The organism is Bowmanella yangjiangensis, from assembly GCF_017255015.1.
GTDB lineage: Bacteria > Pseudomonadota > Gammaproteobacteria > Enterobacterales > Alteromonadaceae > Bowmanella > Bowmanella yangjiangensis.
In genome coordinates, this window is sequence record NZ_JAFKCS010000012.1 from 1 (window position 1) to 20,096 (window position 20,096).

20 protein-coding genes and 1 pseudogene are annotated in these 20,096 nt (G+C 49.5%); 10 read left to right on the top strand and 11 right to left on the bottom strand.

The features are described from left to right. The first annotated feature begins 152 nt into the window (after positions 1-152). The 5 genes from J0A65_RS12740 to ilvN all read left to right on the top strand — a co-directional run bounded on the left by J0A65_RS12740 (position 153) and on the right by ilvN (position 5,065). Complete coding sequence (locus tag J0A65_RS12740) at positions 153-647, top strand: DUF4442 domain-containing protein (protein ID WP_206594573.1); 495 nt, start codon at positions 153-155, stop codon at positions 645-647. 105 nt (positions 648-752) lie between these two features. Beyond that, positions 753-2,009, top strand: coding sequence for a sodium:proton antiporter NhaD (nhaD, locus tag J0A65_RS12745; protein WP_206594574.1), 1,257 nt, complete (start codon positions 753-755; stop codon positions 2,007-2,009). Positions 2,010-2,166: 157 nt separating this feature from the next. Next, positions 2,167-2,535, top strand: coding sequence for a MaoP family protein (locus J0A65_RS12750; RefSeq protein WP_206594575.1), 369 nt, complete (start codon positions 2,167-2,169; stop codon positions 2,533-2,535). A gap of 314 nt (positions 2,536-2,849) precedes the next feature. After that, positions 2,850-4,568, top strand: coding sequence for an acetolactate synthase 3 large subunit (locus J0A65_RS12755; protein ID WP_206594576.1), 1,719 nt, complete (start codon positions 2,850-2,852; stop codon positions 4,566-4,568). Next, complete coding sequence (gene ilvN / locus J0A65_RS12760; protein ID WP_206594577.1) at positions 4,568-5,065, top strand: acetolactate synthase small subunit; 498 nt, start codon at positions 4,568-4,570, stop codon at positions 5,063-5,065. The genes J0A65_RS12755 and ilvN overlap by 1 nt, the downstream gene beginning before the upstream one ends. A 53-nt stretch (positions 5,066-5,118) precedes the next feature. On the opposite strand, the gene J0A65_RS12765 is transcribed toward ilvN, so the two are convergent. Then, positions 5,119-7,293, bottom strand: a complete 2,175-nt coding sequence (locus J0A65_RS12765) for a methyl-accepting chemotaxis protein (RefSeq protein WP_206594578.1) — start codon at positions 7,291-7,293, stop codon at positions 5,119-5,121. Positions 7,294-7,659: 366 nt separating this feature from the next. Here J0A65_RS12765 and J0A65_RS12770 point away from each other — a divergent pair, with 366 nt between their 5' ends. Continuing rightward, a complete protein-coding gene (locus J0A65_RS12770) occupies positions 7,660-9,558 on the top strand; it encodes an alkaline phosphatase D family protein (RefSeq protein WP_232849939.1) in 1,899 nt (632 codons plus the stop codon). 123 nt (positions 9,559-9,681) lie between these two features. Here the strand turns inward: J0A65_RS12770 and J0A65_RS12775 are convergent. Continuing rightward, positions 9,682-10,666: pseudogene (locus tag J0A65_RS12775) on the bottom strand (methionine synthase). A 31-nt stretch (positions 10,667-10,697) separates the two neighbouring features. Further along, entirely contained in the window at positions 10,698-11,672 is a 975-nt protein-coding gene (locus tag J0A65_RS12780; RefSeq protein ID WP_206594579.1) for a DUF1852 domain-containing protein, read from the bottom strand. Positions 11,673-11,945: 273 nt separating this feature from the next. Here J0A65_RS12780 and J0A65_RS12785 point away from each other — a divergent pair, with 273 nt between their 5' ends. Then, a complete protein-coding gene (locus J0A65_RS12785; RefSeq protein WP_206594580.1) occupies positions 11,946-12,836 on the top strand; it encodes a LysR family transcriptional regulator in 891 nt (296 codons plus the stop codon). Between the two features lie 85 nt (positions 12,837-12,921). On the opposite strand, the gene J0A65_RS12790 is transcribed toward J0A65_RS12785, so the two are convergent. The 8 genes from J0A65_RS12790 to J0A65_RS12825 all read right to left on the bottom strand — a co-directional run bounded on the left by J0A65_RS12790 (position 12,922) and on the right by J0A65_RS12825 (position 18,096). Further along, positions 12,922-13,704, bottom strand: coding sequence for a motility protein A (locus tag J0A65_RS12790; protein WP_206594581.1), 783 nt, complete (start codon positions 13,702-13,704; stop codon positions 12,922-12,924). A gap of 10 nt (positions 13,705-13,714) precedes the next feature. Further along, on the bottom strand, positions 13,715-14,560 hold the full coding sequence (locus J0A65_RS12795) for a MotB family protein (protein ID WP_206594582.1): 846 nt from the start codon (positions 14,558-14,560) through the stop codon (positions 13,715-13,717). Next, positions 14,553-15,263 carry a hypothetical protein gene (locus tag J0A65_RS12800; protein WP_206594583.1) on the bottom strand — a complete coding sequence of 237 codons (711 nt, stop codon included), beginning with the start codon at positions 15,261-15,263 and terminating at the stop codon, positions 14,553-14,555. The genes J0A65_RS12795 and J0A65_RS12800 overlap by 8 nt, the downstream gene beginning before the upstream one ends. Beyond that, on the bottom strand, positions 15,256-15,603 hold the full coding sequence (locus tag J0A65_RS12805; RefSeq protein WP_206594584.1) for a PadR family transcriptional regulator: 348 nt from the start codon (positions 15,601-15,603) through the stop codon (positions 15,256-15,258). Before J0A65_RS12805 ends, J0A65_RS12800 begins: the two co-directional genes overlap by 8 nt. Before the next feature lie 108 nt (positions 15,604-15,711). Beyond that, on the bottom strand, positions 15,712-16,290 hold the full coding sequence (locus J0A65_RS12810; protein WP_206594585.1) for a GNAT family N-acetyltransferase: 579 nt from the start codon (positions 16,288-16,290) through the stop codon (positions 15,712-15,714). A gap of 45 nt (positions 16,291-16,335) precedes the next feature. Further along, complete coding sequence (locus J0A65_RS12815) at positions 16,336-16,515, bottom strand: PEP-CTERM sorting domain-containing protein (RefSeq protein WP_206594586.1); 180 nt, start codon at positions 16,513-16,515, stop codon at positions 16,336-16,338. Between the two features lie 88 nt (positions 16,516-16,603). Then, positions 16,604-17,314, bottom strand: a complete 711-nt coding sequence (locus J0A65_RS12820; RefSeq protein ID WP_206594587.1) for an SIMPL domain-containing protein — start codon at positions 17,312-17,314, stop codon at positions 16,604-16,606. Between the two features lie 95 nt (positions 17,315-17,409). Then, a complete protein-coding gene (locus J0A65_RS12825; protein WP_206594588.1) occupies positions 17,410-18,096 on the bottom strand; it encodes an MOSC domain-containing protein in 687 nt (228 codons plus the stop codon). Positions 18,097-18,428: 332 nt separating this feature from the next. Between J0A65_RS12825 and J0A65_RS12830 the strand changes: the two genes are divergently transcribed. The 3 genes from J0A65_RS12830 to J0A65_RS12840 are packed head-to-tail and all read left to right on the top strand — an operon-like array spanning position 18,429 to position 20,087. Then, on the top strand, positions 18,429-19,061 hold the full coding sequence (locus J0A65_RS12830; RefSeq protein WP_416135310.1) for a CsgG/HfaB family protein: 633 nt from the start codon (positions 18,429-18,431) through the stop codon (positions 19,059-19,061). A gap of 4 nt (positions 19,062-19,065) precedes the next feature. Beyond that, complete coding sequence (locus J0A65_RS12835; RefSeq protein ID WP_206594590.1) at positions 19,066-19,416, top strand: DUF4810 domain-containing protein; 351 nt, start codon at positions 19,066-19,068, stop codon at positions 19,414-19,416. Continuing rightward, a complete protein-coding gene (locus J0A65_RS12840) occupies positions 19,413-20,087 on the top strand; it encodes a DUF799 domain-containing protein (RefSeq protein ID WP_206594591.1) in 675 nt (224 codons plus the stop codon). The genes J0A65_RS12835 and J0A65_RS12840 overlap by 4 nt, the downstream gene beginning before the upstream one ends. Positions 20,088-20,096 lie beyond the last annotated feature (9 nt).

A 20,096-nucleotide genomic window follows, 5' to 3' on the forward strand; every position in this document is an offset into this window, starting at 1 on the left:
GTTCGAGTCTCGTTTCCCGCTCCAAATTTTTTCCTAATTCTTTTTACACTCTTCAAACTCACTAATTATCTTTGTCGATTCCAGCAATCCGTCATTGTTTCCGTTGTGTAAATCTGGCAACGTAATAACTGGTCTTACCAGGAGATTCGCACATGCCAGCAAGTAATCCTTTGCGCCGCTTAGTAGACAAAGCCAATGGTTATCCGAGGTGGCTGAGTAAACGTATTCTTACCTGGGCGTTTTGCCACAAAGTTAAGCTGGCCGGTACTGCCGGGTTGGAGATCCTGGAGACTGACGGGCGCACCGTAACTATGCGCCAGCGTAATCTAAAAAAAGCCCAGAATCATATTGGCAGTGTGCATGCCGCCGCCATGGCGCTGCTGGCTGAGTCCGCCAGCGGTTTTATTTTCGGCGTCAATCTGCCGGGCGACAAACTACCGCTAATAAAATCCATGCAAATCCGCTACTTGACCCGCGCCCAGGGGGACATGCAGGCGGTGGCCAGCATTACCGATGAACAAATTCAGGCAATGCAAACCCAGGAGCGCGGCGACACGCTAATTGCAGTAGCCGTTACTGACAGTACTGGTGCACAAACCATTGAGTGCGAGATGCGCTGGGCCTGGGTGACAAAGAAGCCACACTAACGTTGCTTTCTTGCCATAAGTTGTCATTACCCAAATGGATAATAGGCATAAATGGTCTGATGGTTTAGAATCCGCCGCCATCGCAAAGATACAAGGCAAATTCACATGAGCGGTGTGGAGATTTTGTTAATTGGGCTGGCAATCCTGGCCTTACTCGGCGTGGTTTTCGAAGAAGTCACGCATATCAGCAAGGCAAAAATCACCCTGTTTACCGGTACCCTGTCCTGGGTAATTCTGTATCTGACAGCCATGACTGACAGCGCCACTGAGCTGGTCAATCATCATCTTGAGGAAAACATCGCCGAAATTGCCAGTTTGTGGCTATTTCTGGTGGCGGCCATGACCTTTGTCGCCTACCTGAATAAAAAGCGCATGATTGAAAGCCTTATCAACAGGATGTTGCCGAGCAAAATAAGCGAGCGCAGACTCTTGTTTATGACCGGCTTGTTTGCCTTCTTCTTCTCTTCACTGGCGGACAACATCACTGCCACACTAGTCTCAGTGGCCATGATACTGCCCTTAGGTTTACCCAAGGAAAAGGTCATTAAGTTTGCCGTGCTGGCCGTTTTCGCCGTGAACTCTGGCGGTGTCGCACTGATTACCGGTGACGTAACCACTCTGATGATTTTCCTGGAAGGTAAAACCGAAATCCAGAATCTGCTGTGGCTAAGTTTGCCGGCCTTGTGCTCGGTCATATTACTGGCAGCCATGCTGAGCTTTGGCATGAAAGGACAAATAACCCTGAGCCGCAACCGTATTCCGGTCAATCGCGTAGATATGCTGATCGCTGCGATCTTCCTGACCACCATATTGCTAACTATTCTGGGTAATATTGCCTTTAAGATCCCGCCGGTACTCAGTTTCCTCTGTGGTCTGTCAGTGATGTTCCTGGTGGCGCATTTCCTGCGTAAAGATAACGACGAAGACCCCATTCTTGACTATATCCGTCGCATCGAATTTGACACCTTGTTGTTCTTCCTCGGTATCCTTTTGTTAGTAGGTATGCTCAAACAAATCCATGTGCTGGATGTACTGATTAAGATTTACGATGTGATGCCCTTGTACGCCGCCAACTATGTGCTGGGTGTCATGTCATCCTTTATCGATAACGTGCCCTTGACTGCTGCCCTGCTTAAAGCTGATATCCATATGGATCCTGGCGCGTGGCTAAGCCTGACCTATGCGGTTGGCGTGGGTGGTTCATTGCTGGTTATAGGTTCAGCGGCAGGTATCGTGGCCATGAGTAAGGTTCCCGGACTGACTTTTGGCCGTTTCGCCAAATTCAGTTTGCCGCTGGTTATTGCGTACAGCTTTGGCTACCTTTTGGTGCATTATCTGGGACAATTTCTGTTCGGTCAGTAAAAAAAATGCCGAGGCTGACACTTTTTTGTTGACAGCCTCGCGTTTTGAAACTATCTAGTCCTTGGCAAAGGCCCATGTCCTATGAGCTGCGCTGCCAATACCAATTCTATTGGTATCATTCCTGATGTTGATGACTTTTTAGTTGGGGATGCCCATCATGGCCAAACAAACGAAAGAACAGCTGTTAAAACGCCAATTTCTTGATCCGAAGAACTATCCGTATGGATTTTCTCGTTCCGGGGATTTTTCCATATCCGAAAGCCAGGCGCTGAGCCGCTATGGTTGCCTGATTGCCGCACTGGTTGATGGTTTTTTAGAACCTGAAAACGATGAGGATGAAGGCTTTCTGGCATCTGCCCGAGGCGATCGTGAGCCACAGACCGTTGCAGAGCGCGCCTGGTGCAAATACCAAAAGCGTATCAACCGCCCCAAGATGGGCAGCATCTATGGTTCCAAGTCTCGCGGTATGTCAGAAAGTGACGATATGGGCGAAGAATCAGACGTAGAGATCGAACTGGACGATTAATCTCGTTACGGATGTGTTAATCAAAAGTTAACACATCCTATTTCTTGCTTATTTTATTATGCCAAGTGAAATTTTTGTCCTATTTTTTCCGTATAACGGGATAGATATCTCACTTTTCCTGCATTTACTGTTTTAACTCTTCTCCTCCTTGAGTATAGTTTTCATTCCCTCCTCTAATCGCTGACCTGATTTAAGGTTTTTCCATTTCTGGAGATCGAATTAGAGAGCACATTGGGGAACCCCTTAATTAGAAAACCATATGCACCCCGGACCCCAAACCCCGTGGAAATGCCAGTAGCAATGGGAGAATAGCAGTGGAGATGATGTCAGGCGCCGCCATGGTGGTCAGAGCGCTTAAAGATGTAGGCGTAAAGCACGTATTCGGTTACCCGGGTGGTGCAGTACTGGACATCTACGACGCCCTATACGCGCAAGAAGATGTTCAACATGTGTTAGTCCGTCATGAGCAGGCCGCCGCCCATATGGCCGATGGTTATGCCAGGGCCACAGGCCAGACTGGTACTGTACTGGTCACCTCAGGCCCAGGCGCAACAAACACCCTTACCGGTATAGCAACCGCCTATATGGATAGCATCCCAATGGTGATTCTGTCCGGCCAGGTGCCTTCTGTGCATATAGGTGAAGACGCCTTTCAGGAAACCGACATGGTCGGATGCTCTCGTCCTATCGTCAAACACAGCTTCCTGGTCAAGCGCGCAATCGACATTCCTGATGCCATTGCCAAGGCCTATTACATTGCCAATACAGGTCGTCCCGGTCCGGTGGTCGTGGATTTACCTAAAGATATTGTCAATATCCAGGAATCTCACCCTTACCAGTTCCCTGATAAAGTGCAAATGCGCTCCTATAACCCCACCATTAAGGGGCATATGGGACAAATTAAAAAGGCACTAAAAGCGCTGTTGGATGCCAAGCGCCCTGTTCTGTATGTCGGCGGCGGTGCCATTGCCTGTGACGCCAGCAGCCTGGTGACTGAATTGGCCGAAAAGCTACATTTACCGGTAACCAATACCCTGATGGGTCTGGGCGCCTTTCCTGGCGACCATCAACAATGTATTGGTATGTTAGGCATGCACGGCACGCTGGAAGCCAACAAAACCATGCACAATGCCGATTGTATTCTGGCTCTGGGTGCACGTTTTGATGACAGGGTGACCAATAACGTCGATAAATTCTGTCCTCATGCCACCATTATTCATGTGGATATTGACCCAGCATCGATTTCCAAAACAGTCAATGCGCATATTCCCGTGGTTGGCTCGGTGAAAAGTGTACTCACACAATTCTTCGAGCAAATGCATGAAATCAACGACACCGAGCGTAAAGAGCAACTGGCCGATTGGTGGGAACAGATTGCATCATGGCGAACCCGTAAATGTCTGAACTATGCAAGCAGCAATGAGCTGATTAAGCCGCAGCAGGTTATCGAGTCTTTGTACCGCCACACCCAGGGCGACGCCTATGTCAGCTCTGATGTTGGCCAGCACCAGATGTTTGCCGCCTTGTATTATCCCTTTGCCAAGCCTCGTCGCTGGATTAACTCCGGTGGTCTGGGCACTATGGGCTTTGGCCTGCCTGCCGCTATGGGCGTGCAGTTTGCTCATCCCGATGCGGTGGTTTGCTGCGTAACGGGTGACGGCAGTATTCAGATGAACATTCAAGAGCTGTCCACCTGTATGCAGTACGGATTGCCAGTGAAGATTATCTCCCTGAACAACCGTGCACTGGGCATGGTGCGTCAATGGCAGGATATGATCTACAAAGGCCGCCATTCTCATTCGTACATGGACTCGCTACCTGACTTTGTCAAACTGGCTGAAGCCTATGGTCACGTGGGGATCAAGGTCGACAAGCCGGAAGAGCTGGAAGACGCCATGGCGCGCTGCTTTGCACTGAAAGACAAACTGGTGTTTATGGATATCGCCGTTGATCAGAACGAGCACGTCTATCCCATGCAGATCAAATATGGCGCGATGGACGACATGAGACTGAGCAAGACGGAGCGCACCTGATGAGACGAATTATATCTGTATTAATGGAAAACGAACCTGGCGCACTGTCTCGTATTATCGGTTTGTTTTCACAGCGTGGTTACAACGTAGATTCACTTTGCGTTGCCCCGATTGAAGATTCCAGCTTATCCAGGCTGACCATCACCACAGCAGGCGATGACAAAGTGATTGAACAGATCACCAAGCAGGTCAACAAGCTGATTGATGTATTGAAGATCTCTGATCTGACCGACGGCAGCCATGTTGAACGCGAGCTGATGTTGATCAAAGTGGCTACCCGCAGCGATGCGGTGCGCGATGAAGTTAAACGTACCGTCGACATATTCAGAGGCCAGGTGGTGGATATTACACCGCGTAACTACACCATTGAAATAACCGGCACCAGCGACAAGCTGGACGCTTTTATCCAAACCATGAGTCAAACGGCAGAAATCGTCGAACTGTCACGCACCGGCGTGTGTGGCTTGGCCCGTGGCGAAAAGGCCATGCGCCAATAACCTCGATGCTCAAGAAAAACCCCGCACAATAGCGGGGTTTTGTTTTTTCACACCTACTCAGTTTTAAGCCTGTCGAGCTGCGCCTGTAAGCGCTGAACGTTATCAGCGATATCGCCAGCGCTTTGCATTGACGAACCGGCCAAATCAGCCACTTGTCTGGTAGCGTCACCAATGGACACCATATTTTTATTGATTTCCTCGCTGACGGCACTTTGCTCTTCAGCAGCCGTGGCCATTTGCATCACGCGGTCGGAAATGTGCGTGATCTCGGCAACGATATTACTCAAATCGGCGAAAGCTTCTTTTGATTTAGCTGCGGCCGAGGTTGCCCTTGTGCTGTTTTCATCAATCACACCAACTGTAGTTTTCACTTCCTGTTGCAAGCCGGCTATCACGTCGCTGATCTCTTTCACCGACTCGGCGGTTTTAGATGCCAGTGCGCGAACTTCATCGGCCACCACGCTAAAACCACGGCCATGGTCGCCGGCTCGCGCCGCTTCGATAGCGGCATTCAATGCCAACAGATTGGTTTGATCGGCGATGGCACCAATCACATCCAGAATTTTACGGATATCATTGCTGCGAGAGGCCACCGCAGAGACAGCCTGAGCAGCTTGGCCCATGTCATCGGCTAGCTTGCTAACCTCGTCTACGGCAAAGGACAAGGTCTTCTCTGTGGTATTTGCAGAGCCTCTGGCAGACTGTGCGCTGTCGGCAGCATCAATAGCATGCTTTGCCACATCACTGGCCGTTGCCGACATCTCTGTGATGGCCGTCACCACACTATCAATTTCCTGGTGTTGACGGTTTATCTGGGTACTGGTGTCTTTCGCATAGCCACTGGTCTGTTTGGCACTGTCTGAAACTTCACGGCTGGACGACTTCACCGATTGCAGCAAACCACGAATTTTCTCCTGGAACTGATTAAAGCCATCTGCCAGCTCAATAAGCTCCTTATGCGTGCTGACATGTAAGCTGTTAGTCAGATCTCCGCCCTGGCCGGCCAGTTCGGTCATACGCCGTGCCACTAAACGCAGGGGGCTGACAATAGTGCGGGTGAACACCCATACAATCACCAGTGCAGAGCCCACCAGAATAATGGCAATTAACAGCAGTTGCCCGAGCAAGGCTGAAACTTCATCCTGAATGGCCCCGGATACCTTACCCACGGCAGCCATGGCCGACTGATAATCCACACCAATAATCAGCTGCCACTGGGTCTGGGCGGTCTGAATATTTACCGGACTGGCAACATACAGGTAGTTGTCGAGCTTGAGCGTATCGCCAGAGGCGGCCAGGGCAACTAAACGTTTGGCCTGTTCAGCGCTCACCACTTCAGAGAAGGGTCTGGCCAGCTTATCGGCATTGCTGCTGGCCGCGACCAGGAAGCCGTCCTGACTGACCAGAAACACTTTGGCCTTTCCGGCAAACAATGACGCCGCAAGTTTAGTAGCACGCTCCTGAATAATAGGCAGGTTCATATCTGCACCTACCACTCCCCGAAAACGCCCTTGCGCAATCACAGGCACGGTCAGGCTGGTCATCAGCTCTTCATAGCCAGGACGAATCTCATAGTTGTAGGGGTTGGTCAGGCAAGGACGCATTTTTTCCTGATTGCATAAGTACCACTCTGCGGCCCGAAGTCCAAACTCATCCAGGGTGGCATCATGTTTTTCTTCAGCATCCGTAATAGGTTCCTGGTCAATCTTGCCGTTGGGTTCACGAACAAAGTAGACCTCTAAGGTCCCAACCCCCGGCACTGAGTGGCTGGCTCCTGCGCTGTAATCAGCGTCATTGTCATAGAATCCTCCCGCTTCAAACTGCGCATACATTGATGAAGAACCACTGATCTCTAAGGTATATTTCACCAGGTTTTGCACTTGTGCCCTGCTAATCGGCTGTTGATTGGCATTTTCAATGGTTTTGCTTATTTGTGTCGCAACCGCTTTAGGGTACTGATAGATATTCTCTATGCTGGCGGCAACCTGGCTGGCGTGCATACCGGCCTGGGCTCTCAGGCTGTCAGCAACACTGCTCTCTAGCTCAGAGGAGACCTGGGTCACTATTACCTCTTCGGTATCAGACAATGACCAGTGGCTGTACATCAGAAAGGCCAGGGTTACCACGACCAGCAGGAAGCCGACAGTAAGAAGCAGCTTGATGGCCAGTGACGCTTGTTTTAAAGAGGAGGGACGAAAATTTGAAGGCTGGTTAGTGTTTTTATTCATAACAGGCCGCAACTCAATTTGGTCAAACCTAAGTGTGGCAGACTTTAACAACTGCGCAACTGCCGCCACACAACTTGATTTCCCTGGGTTTCCCCCGTCCATTCACGAATGACATCGAACATCAACCGGAATAGGTTTGCATCCCTGACTAAGGTTATCGTCCGAATAAACCAAGAGCGCAACAAATTTCCATCAACAAATAATGCCATTGGTCGGATAACTCCCCCGTTTATGGGCAAACCAGGCAAATTATCACGCCCATCATCGCCCCCAAAACCCTGACCTCGGCATACCAACAAAGTGACTTTGCTAGCGCGATACTTTGCATAAATGTGTAAGCAGTTATGCCCAAGTACAGGTGAATTATTGCAACCTGTTGAAATCCCTGATAGAAACCAAGGCGTGAATGAATCCCTACCTTTAATTTTGGCCGGCCCGGTGCTGCGCCACTGTGAACCGACCCAGCTGACCTTCTGGCTGGCAACCACGCGTGCCTGTTCATTTGAACTAACACTGCAGGATGCTAAAGGCCTGCAAGTTGCCTCTGAGCAGCTCAGATATGAACAAATCCGGGTTGGTGAGCATTGTTATATTCAGTTACTGCATTTTGCCCTGGACACACCGCTGACCACTGACACTTATGTACATTACGACCTGTTGGACGAAGCAGGCCAAGGGCTCTGTACGCATATCCCTGAACTTTGCTACGAAGGCGACACCCTGCCGGGCTTTATGCTGAAGTCCAGGGTGGATAATCTTTTACATGGCTCTTGCCGTAAACCTCATCATCCCAGCAGTGATGGCCTGCTTGAAGTAGACAAACTGCTGGCAGACAAACGTCATGATGCACAGCATCGTCCAGCACTGATGCTGTTTTCCGGTGACCAGGTCTATGTAGATGACGTGGCAGGTCCGACGTTGTGGGCGATTCATCAGGTCATCCAAAAACTCGGGCTATACACAGAGGAATTTGCCGGAGCGACCGTCAGCACCAGCGAGGAATTGTATAGTAGCCCTCACTGCTACTATATTCGCGAGCAATTGTTACCCAAAAACAAGGCCAATGAAAAACTGGTGGAACGCTTTTTTGGCGGGGCCAGAAAGCCGATATTTACCTCTGTCGGTGCCCATAATCACCTTATCTGCCTGGCAGAAGTGATTGCCATGTATCTGCTGGTTTGGTCCGACACTTGCTGGAAATGGGTGGATTTAGACGCAGGCCGCGCACGCATTCCTGATAAATTTAAACCCCGTTACGACAAAGAAAACCTGACGGTAAAAGAATTCGTCCTCGGGCTGAGTAAAGTCCGTCGCACCTTGGCCCATATCCCCACTTATATGATCTTTGATGATCATGACATCACCGATGACTGGAACCTGACCCGTGGCTGGGAAGAGTCAGCGTATGGGCATCCGTTTTCACGCCGTATTATCGGTAATGCCCTGATTGGCTATTTGCTTTGTCAGGGCTGGGGCAACAAACCGCAGTGCTTCGATCCCCTGCTGGAAGCGTTACATGCTAGTGTTAAAGCCGGTGAATTGGAGCAACAGGACAATCTCATCAACACTTTGCTGGACTGGCAAGAGTGGCATTATTGTCTGGCTACCTCACCTAAAATTATTGTACTGGATACCCGTACGCACAGATGGCGCTCGGAAAGCAGCCCGGCCAAACCTTCCGGCCTGATGGACTGGGAATCGCTGTCAGATTTGCAGCAAGAACTGATTGGTGAACCCGCCGTGATCCTGGTCTCTCCCGCGCCCATTTTCGGCGTCAAACTGATTGAAGCCGTACAGCGTATTTTTACCTTTTTTGGTAAAGCCTTGATGGTGGACGCCGAAAACTGGATGGCCCATCCCGGTGCCGCCAATGTGATACTGAATATTTTCCGCCATCACAAAACCCCACCGCATTTTGTAATTCTATCCGGCGACGTACACTACAGCTTTGTGTATGACATCACCCTGCGTTTTCGCAAACACAGCCCGAAGATATTGCAGGTGACCGCCAGCGGCATTAAAAATTGCTTCCCTGCAGGTTTGCTACGCTGGTTTGACCGTATCAACCTGTGGCTCTACGGCAGTCGCTCACCCCTCAACTTTCTAACCAAGCGCCGCCGTATGCTGATTAAACGCCGCCAGCCTCAGGGGCAACGTGGCGTACTCTACAACAACAGTGGTATCGGCCAGGTAATACTGTCAGACGAATATGAACATATTCAGGCACGGGTGATCAGTAAAGATAAGACGGTAGAGTTTAAGTAAGGGTTCTGAAGCCCTTAGCGACTAGCAGAGGTTATGTGGCAATCGCTAAACTGAGATGGGATGTTGCACCGGTGCAACATCCACACTGATAACCCATTAAAGGCAAATCCATGTCGCTGTTTGTTAGCCCAGAAGTTCGTTTCGCACTATCTCAGCACCAGCAGTTAATGCATGCAGCTTGCCTCTTGCCACACTGCGCGACAAAGGTGCCATACCGCAGTTAGTACAAGGATAGAGCTTGTCTGCATCCACAAACTGAAGGGCTTTTCGCAGGGTGGCTGCAACTTCCTCGGGCGTCTCAATGCTGTTGGTAGCCACATCAATGGCCCCCACCATCACTTTTTTGCCACGAATAAGCTCAAGCAGGTCTATTGGTACGCGCGAATTGTGACATTCCAGCGAGACAATATCGATTTTAGATTTTTGCAGCTTGGGAAAGGCTTCTTCATATTGGCGCCAATCAGAACCTAAGGTCTTCTTCCAATCCGTTTTGGCTTTGATACCGTAGCATTAGAAAATATGCACGTCCGTTTCACTTTTAAGACCTTCAATAGCGCGTTCCAGCGTGGCAATGCCCCAATCATTTACTTCATCAAAGAACACATTAAATGCCGGTTCATCAAATTGAATAATATCGACACCCGCCGCTTCCAGCTCCCTGGCTTCCTGATTAAGAATTTTGGCAAATTCCCAGGCCAGTTTTACCCGGCTTTTGTAGTGATCATTTAATCGGTTGCTTGGTTTGCTGGCGCAAGAACCTGGCATCCTCAACAAAAACCGGTTGTTGACGGGATACCGCGCCGACCACAGTAGGCACGCTGGCATCATAGCGGTCACGGATTTTTACCGTCTTGCGCTTCTCAAAATCAACGCCGCTTAGATGTTCAATAAAGGTGGTGACGAAATGCTGGCGCGTTTGCTCGCCGTCACTGACGACATCAATACCGGCCTGTTGCTGTTCTTGTAAAGACACCCGCAAAGCATCTTGCTTGCCGTCAATCAGCTCCTGACCTTGCAACTTCCAAGGTGACCAAAGCACCTCAGGCTGAGCAAGCCAGGAGGGCTTGGGTAAACTGCCTGCGGTAGAAGTAGGTAGTAATTTCTTCATAATAAATACTGCTGTCTTTTCAGGTTGGTGATTAAGCGAAATTCGCAGACCATTGCTCAAGAATGTTTTGATATGGCTTGATAAAGTGCTCCTCAGCAAATTTACCCTGTTTGATCGCCAACTTGCTGCGCTCTTCCCGGTCATAAACAATCTGAGTGAGAGAATGATCGGAATTTTTCAGATTCGGCTGGTAACACCTGCCGGCAACCGCATTGGCATTGTAGATTTCAGGGCGGTATATCTTCTGAAAGGTTTCCATCGTACTGATGGTGCTGATTAGCTCGAGATTGCTGTAATCATTGAGTAAGTCACCAAAGAAGTAGAAGGCCAAAGGCGCAACACTATTGGGTGGCATAAAATAGCGCACCTGTAAGCCCATCTTTTGGAAGTACTGTTCCGTCAACGAGGACTCATTTGGCTGGTATTCAAAGCCCAATACGGGATGCTGATTATCGGTGCGGTGATAGGTCTTGTTGTCTGACACACTCAAGCAAATAACCGGCGGCTTTTTAAAATTCTCTTTATAAACATTTGAATTCACAAAGTACTGGAACAGCTTGCCATGCAGATCGCCAAAACCCTTGGGAATGCTGAACTTGGCTTGATCCTTATTATGTTCTAGCAGCAACACACTAAAATCATAGTCACGCACATAGGACGAGAAATTATTGCCGACAATGCCTTCAATCCGTTCATTGGTTTTATGGTCAAGGATATAGGTCTTCAGCACTTCAATAGAGGGGAAGGTCCGGCCGCTACCCTCAATGTCCATATCCACAGAAATGATTTCAAGTTCCACCGAATAGCGGTCGCCCTTTGGGTTATCCCAATGCGCCAACGCATTGAAACTATTGTCAATCATCTTTAACGCATTACGCAGGTTCTGCTGGCGGCTCTCACCTCTGGCCAGGTTGGCAAAGTTGGTAGTAATACGCGTACTGTCTGACGGATGATAATTCTCATCGAGACAAATGCTTTTAATAGTGAATTTAAAGTCTTTATTCATGCTGATCTGACCTCCAATTTTCAGGGATAAAACCCGAATTCATTCCTTGCTCTTGGTGGAAATTTAATTTGCTTCCCTGAGCGAGCCTGTAGCTAACCATCACCGTTTAATCTGATTTCCGCGCAAATGGTGCGACGAAATAATCAACTGCAACTTTGTATAGAGTTAAGCGCTATGGGTACTTTATACTTGGCCATTCACATGAATAAAAATGATCTTATTTCATAAATTCATGAACACCACTCATGAATTTATATTCTGCGGGAGCGCATCATGTTGGAACGCATTCACCTGGCCATCCTGTCAGCCATTGAGGAACAAGGTACGCTAACGCAAGCGGCCGAAGCGCTTAACCTAACGCAGTCAGCCCTAAGCCATAGCATTAAAAAGCTGGAAGGGCAGATTGGCACAACAATCTGGGAGAAGCAGGGCCGCAATTTACGGCTGACCGCAGCAGGGAAGCGCATCCATGCGTTGTCCCGAAGGCTGCTGCCGCAGTTTGAACATACAGAGCTTTTACTTCAGCAAATTGCCAAGGGCGAAATGGGCTCGCTGCGAATTGGCATGGAATGCCATCCTTGCTATCAGTGGTTGCTTAGAGTGGTAGCCCCCTTTCTGGAGCAATGGCCAGCGGTAGATATTGATGTCCGGCAGGAATTCCAGTTTGGCGGCTTGCGGGCCCTGTATGACTATGAAATAGATATGCTGGTCACGCCCGACCCTTTATTCAAACCCGAGTTGGAGTATTTCCCTGTGTTTGGCTATGAGCACCGTTTAGTGGTGGCCAAGTCTCATCCACTCGCCGGCCAGCAATGGGTGACCCCAGAACAATTGAGCAACGAGGTACTGTTCACTTACCCCGTAGAACCGCAGCGCCTGGATATTTTCAGCCAGTTTCTGAACCCCGCCCAATGTACCGTTCGTCAGCATAAAGTCATAGAAACCACCGAAATCATGCTGCAAATGGTGGCCAGCGGTCGCGGCATCTGCGCGTTACCCGGTTGGTTAGTGCAGGAATATGAATCAAGCTTACCTATAACCAGCCTGAGGATTGGTAAACAAGGCATTATGAAAAGCATTTTCCTGGGCATACGCAAAGGTGACGAGCGAATCCCCTATGTGACTGATTTCATTAATCTGGCTGAACGCACATCACAAAAATAACAGGTCGGTGAACTCTGATTCACCAGGCCACAGCCTCTTCACATTCAACTGGATAGTGAGGCACCTTGCGAGCAGGCTGCCGCCACTAGCCCGCCATTAGCTGTTTCATTTCTTCTTGTGACTTACGCTTATGGTTGTCCACATAGGTTTGCAGGAAATCAAATGTCGCCTTGGGATGCTCCCCCTGAACGATCTTGATCGCGGCATCTTTAATCAGGCTTTGATAGAGCAGAATTTCGTTACTGCGGGCGCTGAGTTTTTTGGCCAGCGGCGTAGTAATGCCATTAGCAATAAGCGCACCATACAAGGTCGTCAGCAGCGCCACCGCCATTTTCGGCCCGATGCTGGCAGGATCCTGCATATTTTGCAGCATGGCCACCAGCCCCACTAAAGTTCCTATCATGCCCATGGCCGGAGCAAATTCCGAAAACGCCATCAGTACTTTAACCGACTGCTGGTTACGTTCCCGGGTCAGGTAGATTTCTTTATTTAACAGGGCTTCGACCGTGGCAACGTCATAGCCATCCACCAGCATATCCATGGCTTTTTTGACAAAGGGGTCGGACAGGCTTTCCTGCTCCAGTGCCAGCAAGCCACCGCGTCGCGATTTATCTGCCAGCCGCACACAGGTCTCAATGGCCTGCGCCATATCCAACTTATTACGCCGAAACGCATGCACAATATTGCCGATGGCCTTAAAAAACACCTCAGGTCGTACACTTAGAATCACCGCCCCAAAAGTACCTATAATGACAATCGCAATGGACGGCGCATTAATATAGCTAAGCAACGATTCACCGCCGCTAACAATCCCCAACACAAGCGCGGCAATGACCAGCAGTATGCCGATGACTGACCCTTTATCCATACAACTTTCCTCATTCGAGCTTAGAGAGTGACAAGTCACCGCTTACGGCCTTGCCTTGGGTTAAGATAATTTCGACCCGACGGTTACGGGCTCGGTTGGCTGCGTTACTGTTGGGTAGCAGAGGTTGCGTGTCCGCCAATCCTTCAACCTTCAAGCGCCAACGGATATCTGGATTGCGTAATACCCGGGCGATGGCAATGGCTCTGGCAGCAGATAATTCCAGATTGTCCTCAAACAGCTCATTACGTTGGGGAAGATTATCAGTATGGCCGCTGACAATAATCTCGCCTGGCACGTCACTGATGATCTCAGCAATCTGTTTAACCAGAGGAATAAATTGCGGCTGCAAAAACGCGCTGCCAGTGGCAAAAGCACCTTTTTCCTGAATACGAATAATCAATTGCTGACCGAGATTATCCAGCTCAAAGCTTCCCCGGCGCAGATGTTCCTGCATGTCATTTTGTATGCGGGTCTGAGCCTGTTTAAGCGACTGATTGAGTGCATCCTGAGCAACCTCTTGCGGCCCTGCGGACCTTGGAACAAAAGGCTGCGAATCACTGCTGGTGTGCTGACGCACTTGGTTGATTGGGCTGGGCTCGGGCCGACCGGGACTAAACTCCTGGGCAATAACACTGGTGCCCTTTGGAATATCCTCCGCAGGAATTTGCTGCTGCACACCAAAGGCATGCTTCATTGAACCCGCCAGTTGCTTGAATTTGATCACATCAATTTCAGAGAAAGACAGCAACAATACGAAAAAGCACATCAGCAGCGACATCAGATCTGCGAAGGTGGCTAACCAGCCTTGCTCACCTTCGCTTCGCTCAGTTTCATGCAGTAGTTCACGGCTATCCATGACGATATCTGGCTGAATGCCTCAAGCGTTTAACCGCCATATAGGCCAGAGGCGGAACGCTGTAGCAAATATGTAGCAGCATGAAAGCCAATAACGGCCCAACCTGCTTAGCTGGCGGCGCATGCCAGAAAATATACAGCTTACCTACCACATAAGGCATAAAGACCAACATCAGTGCCATTAAAGCAAATCCCACGGTGCTGCTAGCTTTACGGCGATAGTAAAGGTATGCCGCGGCAACACTTAGCAGGCTCCAGATGAGTGCTGGGGGATGCATTAAGAACCACAAGTCCTCTGTCCGCCGCAGCGCCTCAGGAAACTGTCCCCAAATGGCGGATTCGGTTAGCAGGCCTGCAATCTGCCCGGATACCAGGCGCTGCATGCCCTGCTCCACACCAGCAGGAAAGACATCAAAGTTGGATAACCAGGCGACAAATGCGATCAACACTGGCACCAAAATCAGACAAGCACAGACCACTAAGCATGACAATCTTGCCAGCAGAATTGAGTGCTCTACCGCATAGGGCAAGCTGCGTAGCACCTGCTGCCAGTACCAATAGTGTGCCGCTCTGGGGTCTTTTGCTGCTCGCCACAGAAATTCTTCAGATAAATCCCCGAGCATCTCATCAGACCGTCCTATCAAAAGCGCAAGCAGCCCCTCAGCTAGGCGGGGTGGTTTGCAGTTATGCGAAAGCTCAGCCATAACGATGCTCCTGATGAGTACCTAGCACTATTCCTTGCCACATAGTGTCCAACGCCGTTTTACACTGCTGCAAAGCGAGTTTTCCCTTAGCGCTGACTTCAAAGTAACGCTTGGCACGCCCCCCTCTTTCCGGAGTCGCATCCCCCAACCAGGACCTGACCATGCCTTTCTTTTCAAGCCGCTCCAAAGTGGCGTACAAGGCGCCAATCGCAACATCACGGCCGATCTTGTCATGCAATAATTGACGAATAACCGCGCCATAACCGCAATTATCTAATTGCAATAATGCCAATAGGGTTATCTGTTCAAACTCACCGAGAATTTTGCCGGGTTCAGCCACAGATTCATCTCATTTATCTACTTTGTAGTAGAAATAAACCAAGGTGAAAATAATTTCTACTATTTTGTAGTTTTTATAGGTATAGAATTAAATGCATCCGGCAGCGAATTAATACCCAGCCGTGCGCTGAAAGAGAATCAGGTTATCGCTAGAGCCTTCGAGCTGATAGGGACCTAGTGATAAAAAACCGGCTTTATCCAACTGACGAATAGATGCGCTATTGTCCGCCTGGCAATAGGCCATTAAGGTATTCAATCCTTTAGCAGTGGCATGTTCAAGCACGGCTTGGATGGCTTCACTCGCGTAACCCGCTCCCCGCCCCTTGGGCAGAAATGCATACCCGAGATCGGGATGGTCCAGATAATCTCGCTTTAACAGACCACATAGGCCAATCGCATCATCACTCTCTTTTAAGCCCACTCGCAGCAGACAAAATCCTTTGTCCTGATACATAGCTAACGGCCCTTCCTGAATATGTCGACGGGCGTCGTCCAGACTTCGTACGTTTTTATCACCTATATACTGCAAAAACCCTGGATCATTCAGCAGTTCAAGGATAAAGCCTGCATCTTCGTCGGTCAGCAGGCGTAAAGACAATCTTGGCGTGGTTAACTGCATGGGTGGCGTAAAAAGTGAAATGGCGTTGCCATCATAGCGCGGCAATAGGTCACTGCCAATTGCCGCCATGGGTTATCCGTGAATCAGGTCGAGCACAGGATGGGAAAAGACCCACTAACCACGTTGTTGGCGATATACCAACCCAGCCAGTGCCAGCAGAAACAACACCAGAAGCGAAGGCTCGGGTACCCTAGCGACACTGGGCCCGTAGTCTATGCTGTCAAAACCCGGTCCGAAATCATTACCGCCCAGTGCCAGGGTATAAGAACCTGCGGCCAGGTTTATGCCAAACACTCAAGCCCATAATCCCTCCGCCACTTGCCTAGTCAGCCTTACTATGTAAAAGGATTATGTCGACTGGATGACGAAATTATGAACGGTTTTAGTCGGCCAGATAGTACTCGATAGTCGACACCACCCGGATAGTCTTAATATGCGGGTTGTTTTTATCCCTGTCTTCAATACTGAACTGGCCCTGCGAGGCGCGGCGAATTTTGCCCACCTGACTTTGCGAATCCTTGGCAAACTTTTCTGCCACGGCTCTGGCGTTGGTGGTAGCTTCCTGCACCATTTCCGGTTTCAGTGCATTCAGGCCGGTGAATTGATATTCGGTCATATGCTCATAGTTGTTGGCGCTAAACACCAATCCTTGTTTACCCAGCTCAACAATATCCTGCATGGCATCACGAACCAGGTCTATCTGCGGCGAATAGACAGTCACCACTTGCGTGGCCAGAAAACGAAATTCGGCTTTTTCGCCGCCACCCCATTGCTGAGCGGATTTGTCAGTAACAGACGGCGCATTGATACTCACCGCACTTTCATCAATTCCCTTGAGAGTGAGGTAAGCACGGATCTTCTCGACATTCTTTTCCATATCCAGATACAGCTGTTCCAGATCGTTACCGGCCTCGGTAAAAGCAACAGGCCATATCACTACGTCTGCCTGTACTTCCCGTTCAGACAGGCCTTTAACCGTCACGGTGCGCTCGTATTCTTTAACCTCAATGGCAGCATTACCGAGCAGATAACCTAATAGCACCAGGCCCAAAAAGACGCCCAATGCCAGCAGGTTGTTCTGTTGTTTTTCCATGTTATTTCTCTCTTATGTTTAAGCTTTTAGCCAAGCCTAACGGCAAATCCTGGCAATACTATGGCAGCAAAAAGATGAATAGGGGATGACGCGACTTAAGAACGAGGCAAAAAGCCGAATAAGCGTTTACTCCAATCCTCAACATGACCTTGTTCAAGTCGTTGCCTGGCTTTGCTTTTCCAGCTCTCCGACAGCGCCTCACAAGCCAGAAGTTGTTGTAAGAATAATGGATTAAGGGGATGATTGAAAAACTGCCAGGCCACCATACGTACAGTTAACTCCGGCCAAGCGCGCGTAAGCAGACTAATTTTATCTCCGGGCGACACCCAACCAGGCTCCAACACACGCAGCAAATAGCCAGCCTTACCGGTAAGCTGTAGCTGCAAGGCTAAATCCGGTACCCCAAAGCGCAGATTAAGTTTAAAGCAGGGAGAGCGTGGCTGACTAATCTGAACTTTTGCCTGACCAAGCTGAAAAACATCGCCAATACAGACTTGCTCCTCAGCCATGCCGGTCAGACTGATATTTTCGCCAAAGGCCCCGGGAGCAAAGTCCGGATGCTCGGGATACTGCAGTTGCCAGTAAGCATAATGCTCTACCGGGTAGAGATGTACGGCCCGATCCGGGCCACCGTGGTGCTTAGGATCGGCCTGTTCATCACCGGCAAAACCGCTCTCGCTGAGCAGTAAAGGTTCTTCTTGCTGTTGCTTGCAGATAGCGCTGTGAACATTCTTGCTCAACTTGCCTGATTTACCCACAAACAGCTCTACTGTTCCGTTCATTGTTCCCCCTAGCCTCATACTTCCTTACCCAACTGACAACGCGAGTACCAAGGCTGCAGAGTATTCTACACATTCCCGCTTAACTGATAAAAGCCGTGCACCGAGCCAATCAAAAATACAACTTTTAACTTCTTGCGGGTTTGCAATCTAATACACTATGACCTTATTAGCTTAGTTGCAGAGCCTGTATGTATCGCCTGGGGAGAAGCTAATCTAGAGCGCATCCTAAGCAATCCATTCACTACTAGTGAAAACTCGCTAGAGATTAAATTATTGAGGTCCACATTATGACAGCGAATTTAGCCATTAAACGGGCTGCCTTGCTCCTTTCCATGGGCATTGCCGTCTTATTATCTGGTTGCGCCAGCGAATCATCGCGGGTTGTAGAAGCCCCCAAAGTGAATAGCTACAACACCGCCTACCAAGGTGAAAAAAGTAAGATATCGGTGGGAAAATTTGCCAACAGGTCCAGCTTTCAGAATGGGCTATTTGCCAATGGCATCGACAGATTGGGTTCTCAGGCAAAGACAACCCTTATCACCCATCTTCAGCAAACCAATAGATTCCGGGTCCTTGACCGGGAAAACCTCGACGAACTAGCTCAGGAAGCTGACTTATCGGGCAAGGAAAAATCCTTTTTAGGTGCCAACTTTGTGCTGACTGGCGATGTAACTGAGTTTGGGCGCAAAGAGGTGGGTGACAAACAGCTTTTTGGACTACTGGGGAAAGGCAAGTCACAAATTGCCTATGCCAAGGTCAACTTAAATGTCGTTGATGTACAAACCTCTGAGGTTGTGTATTCCGTGCAAGGGGCAGGAGAATACAGCTTATCCAATCGTGAAGTGGTTGGCTTTGGCAGCACAGCCAGTTATGACGCAACACTGAATGGCAAGGTGCTGGATTTGGCCATCCGCGAAGCGGTCAACAATTTGATCCTTGGTATTGAGAGTGGCACCTGGAAGTAAGGCTATGCGGCTGAAGTTACTGATATTAGCGCCAAGCTTGCTGTTAGGGGCGTGCAAAACCACCGAGCCGCTTTATTACTATGGCAGTTATCCGCAAGCGGTGTATCAGTACATTAGCGGAGAATCTTCCGTTAATGAGCAAATTTTAAGTTTGCAGCAAACCCTGAGCACCGCAAAAAGTGAAGGTCTGCCCGTGGCACCCGGCATACACGCCCATTTGGGTATGCTGTATATGCAGATTGGTGATGAAGCCGCAGGCTATGAAAGCCTGATAACAGAAAAAACGCTCTTCCCAGAGTCAGCTCAGTATATCGATTTGCTGCTGCAAAATAACAAGAATGGGACGGCAAGATGAAAAAACTGATATTCGGCCTCTTAGCCAGTGCAGGTATGTTGGCAGGCTGTGCATCACCGTCTAACAGCGTCGACTATGCGGCATTTGAAAATGCAGCGCCCACCTCCATTTTGGTGCTGCCACCAATTAACAACAGCCCGGAAGTCATGGCACCTTATGGCCTGCTGGCACAGATTGCCACGCCCATTGCCGAATCAGGCTACTACGTGTTCCCTGTGGCTCTGGTGTACAACACATTTAAAGAAAACGGACTTACCGTAGCCCAGGATATTCACGCCGTTGACTATGCAACACTAAAGCGTGTTTTTGGTGCTGATACTGCTCTTTACGTCACCATAGAAGAGTACGGCACCTCTTACGTGGTGCTGTCCAGTGATACCGTTGTCAGCGCTTCGGCAATATTGGTGGACTTATCAACCGGAGAGAGGTTATGGGCCGGCTCGGCCAGGGCCTCCAGTGCCGAGCAGCGTAGCAGCGATGAGCAAAGTTTGGCCGGCATGCTAATTGAGGCGGCGGTAAACCAGATAGTGGAAACCCTAACAGATAAAGGCTTCGAAATTGCCGGTATCGCGGCGAACCGAATGCTGTCATCCGAGAGCTACAATGGCTTGCTATATGGCCCACGTTCTCCCAAATACGGTCAGCCGGTAATAAGTCAGCGCAAGCAATGATAGGGCATC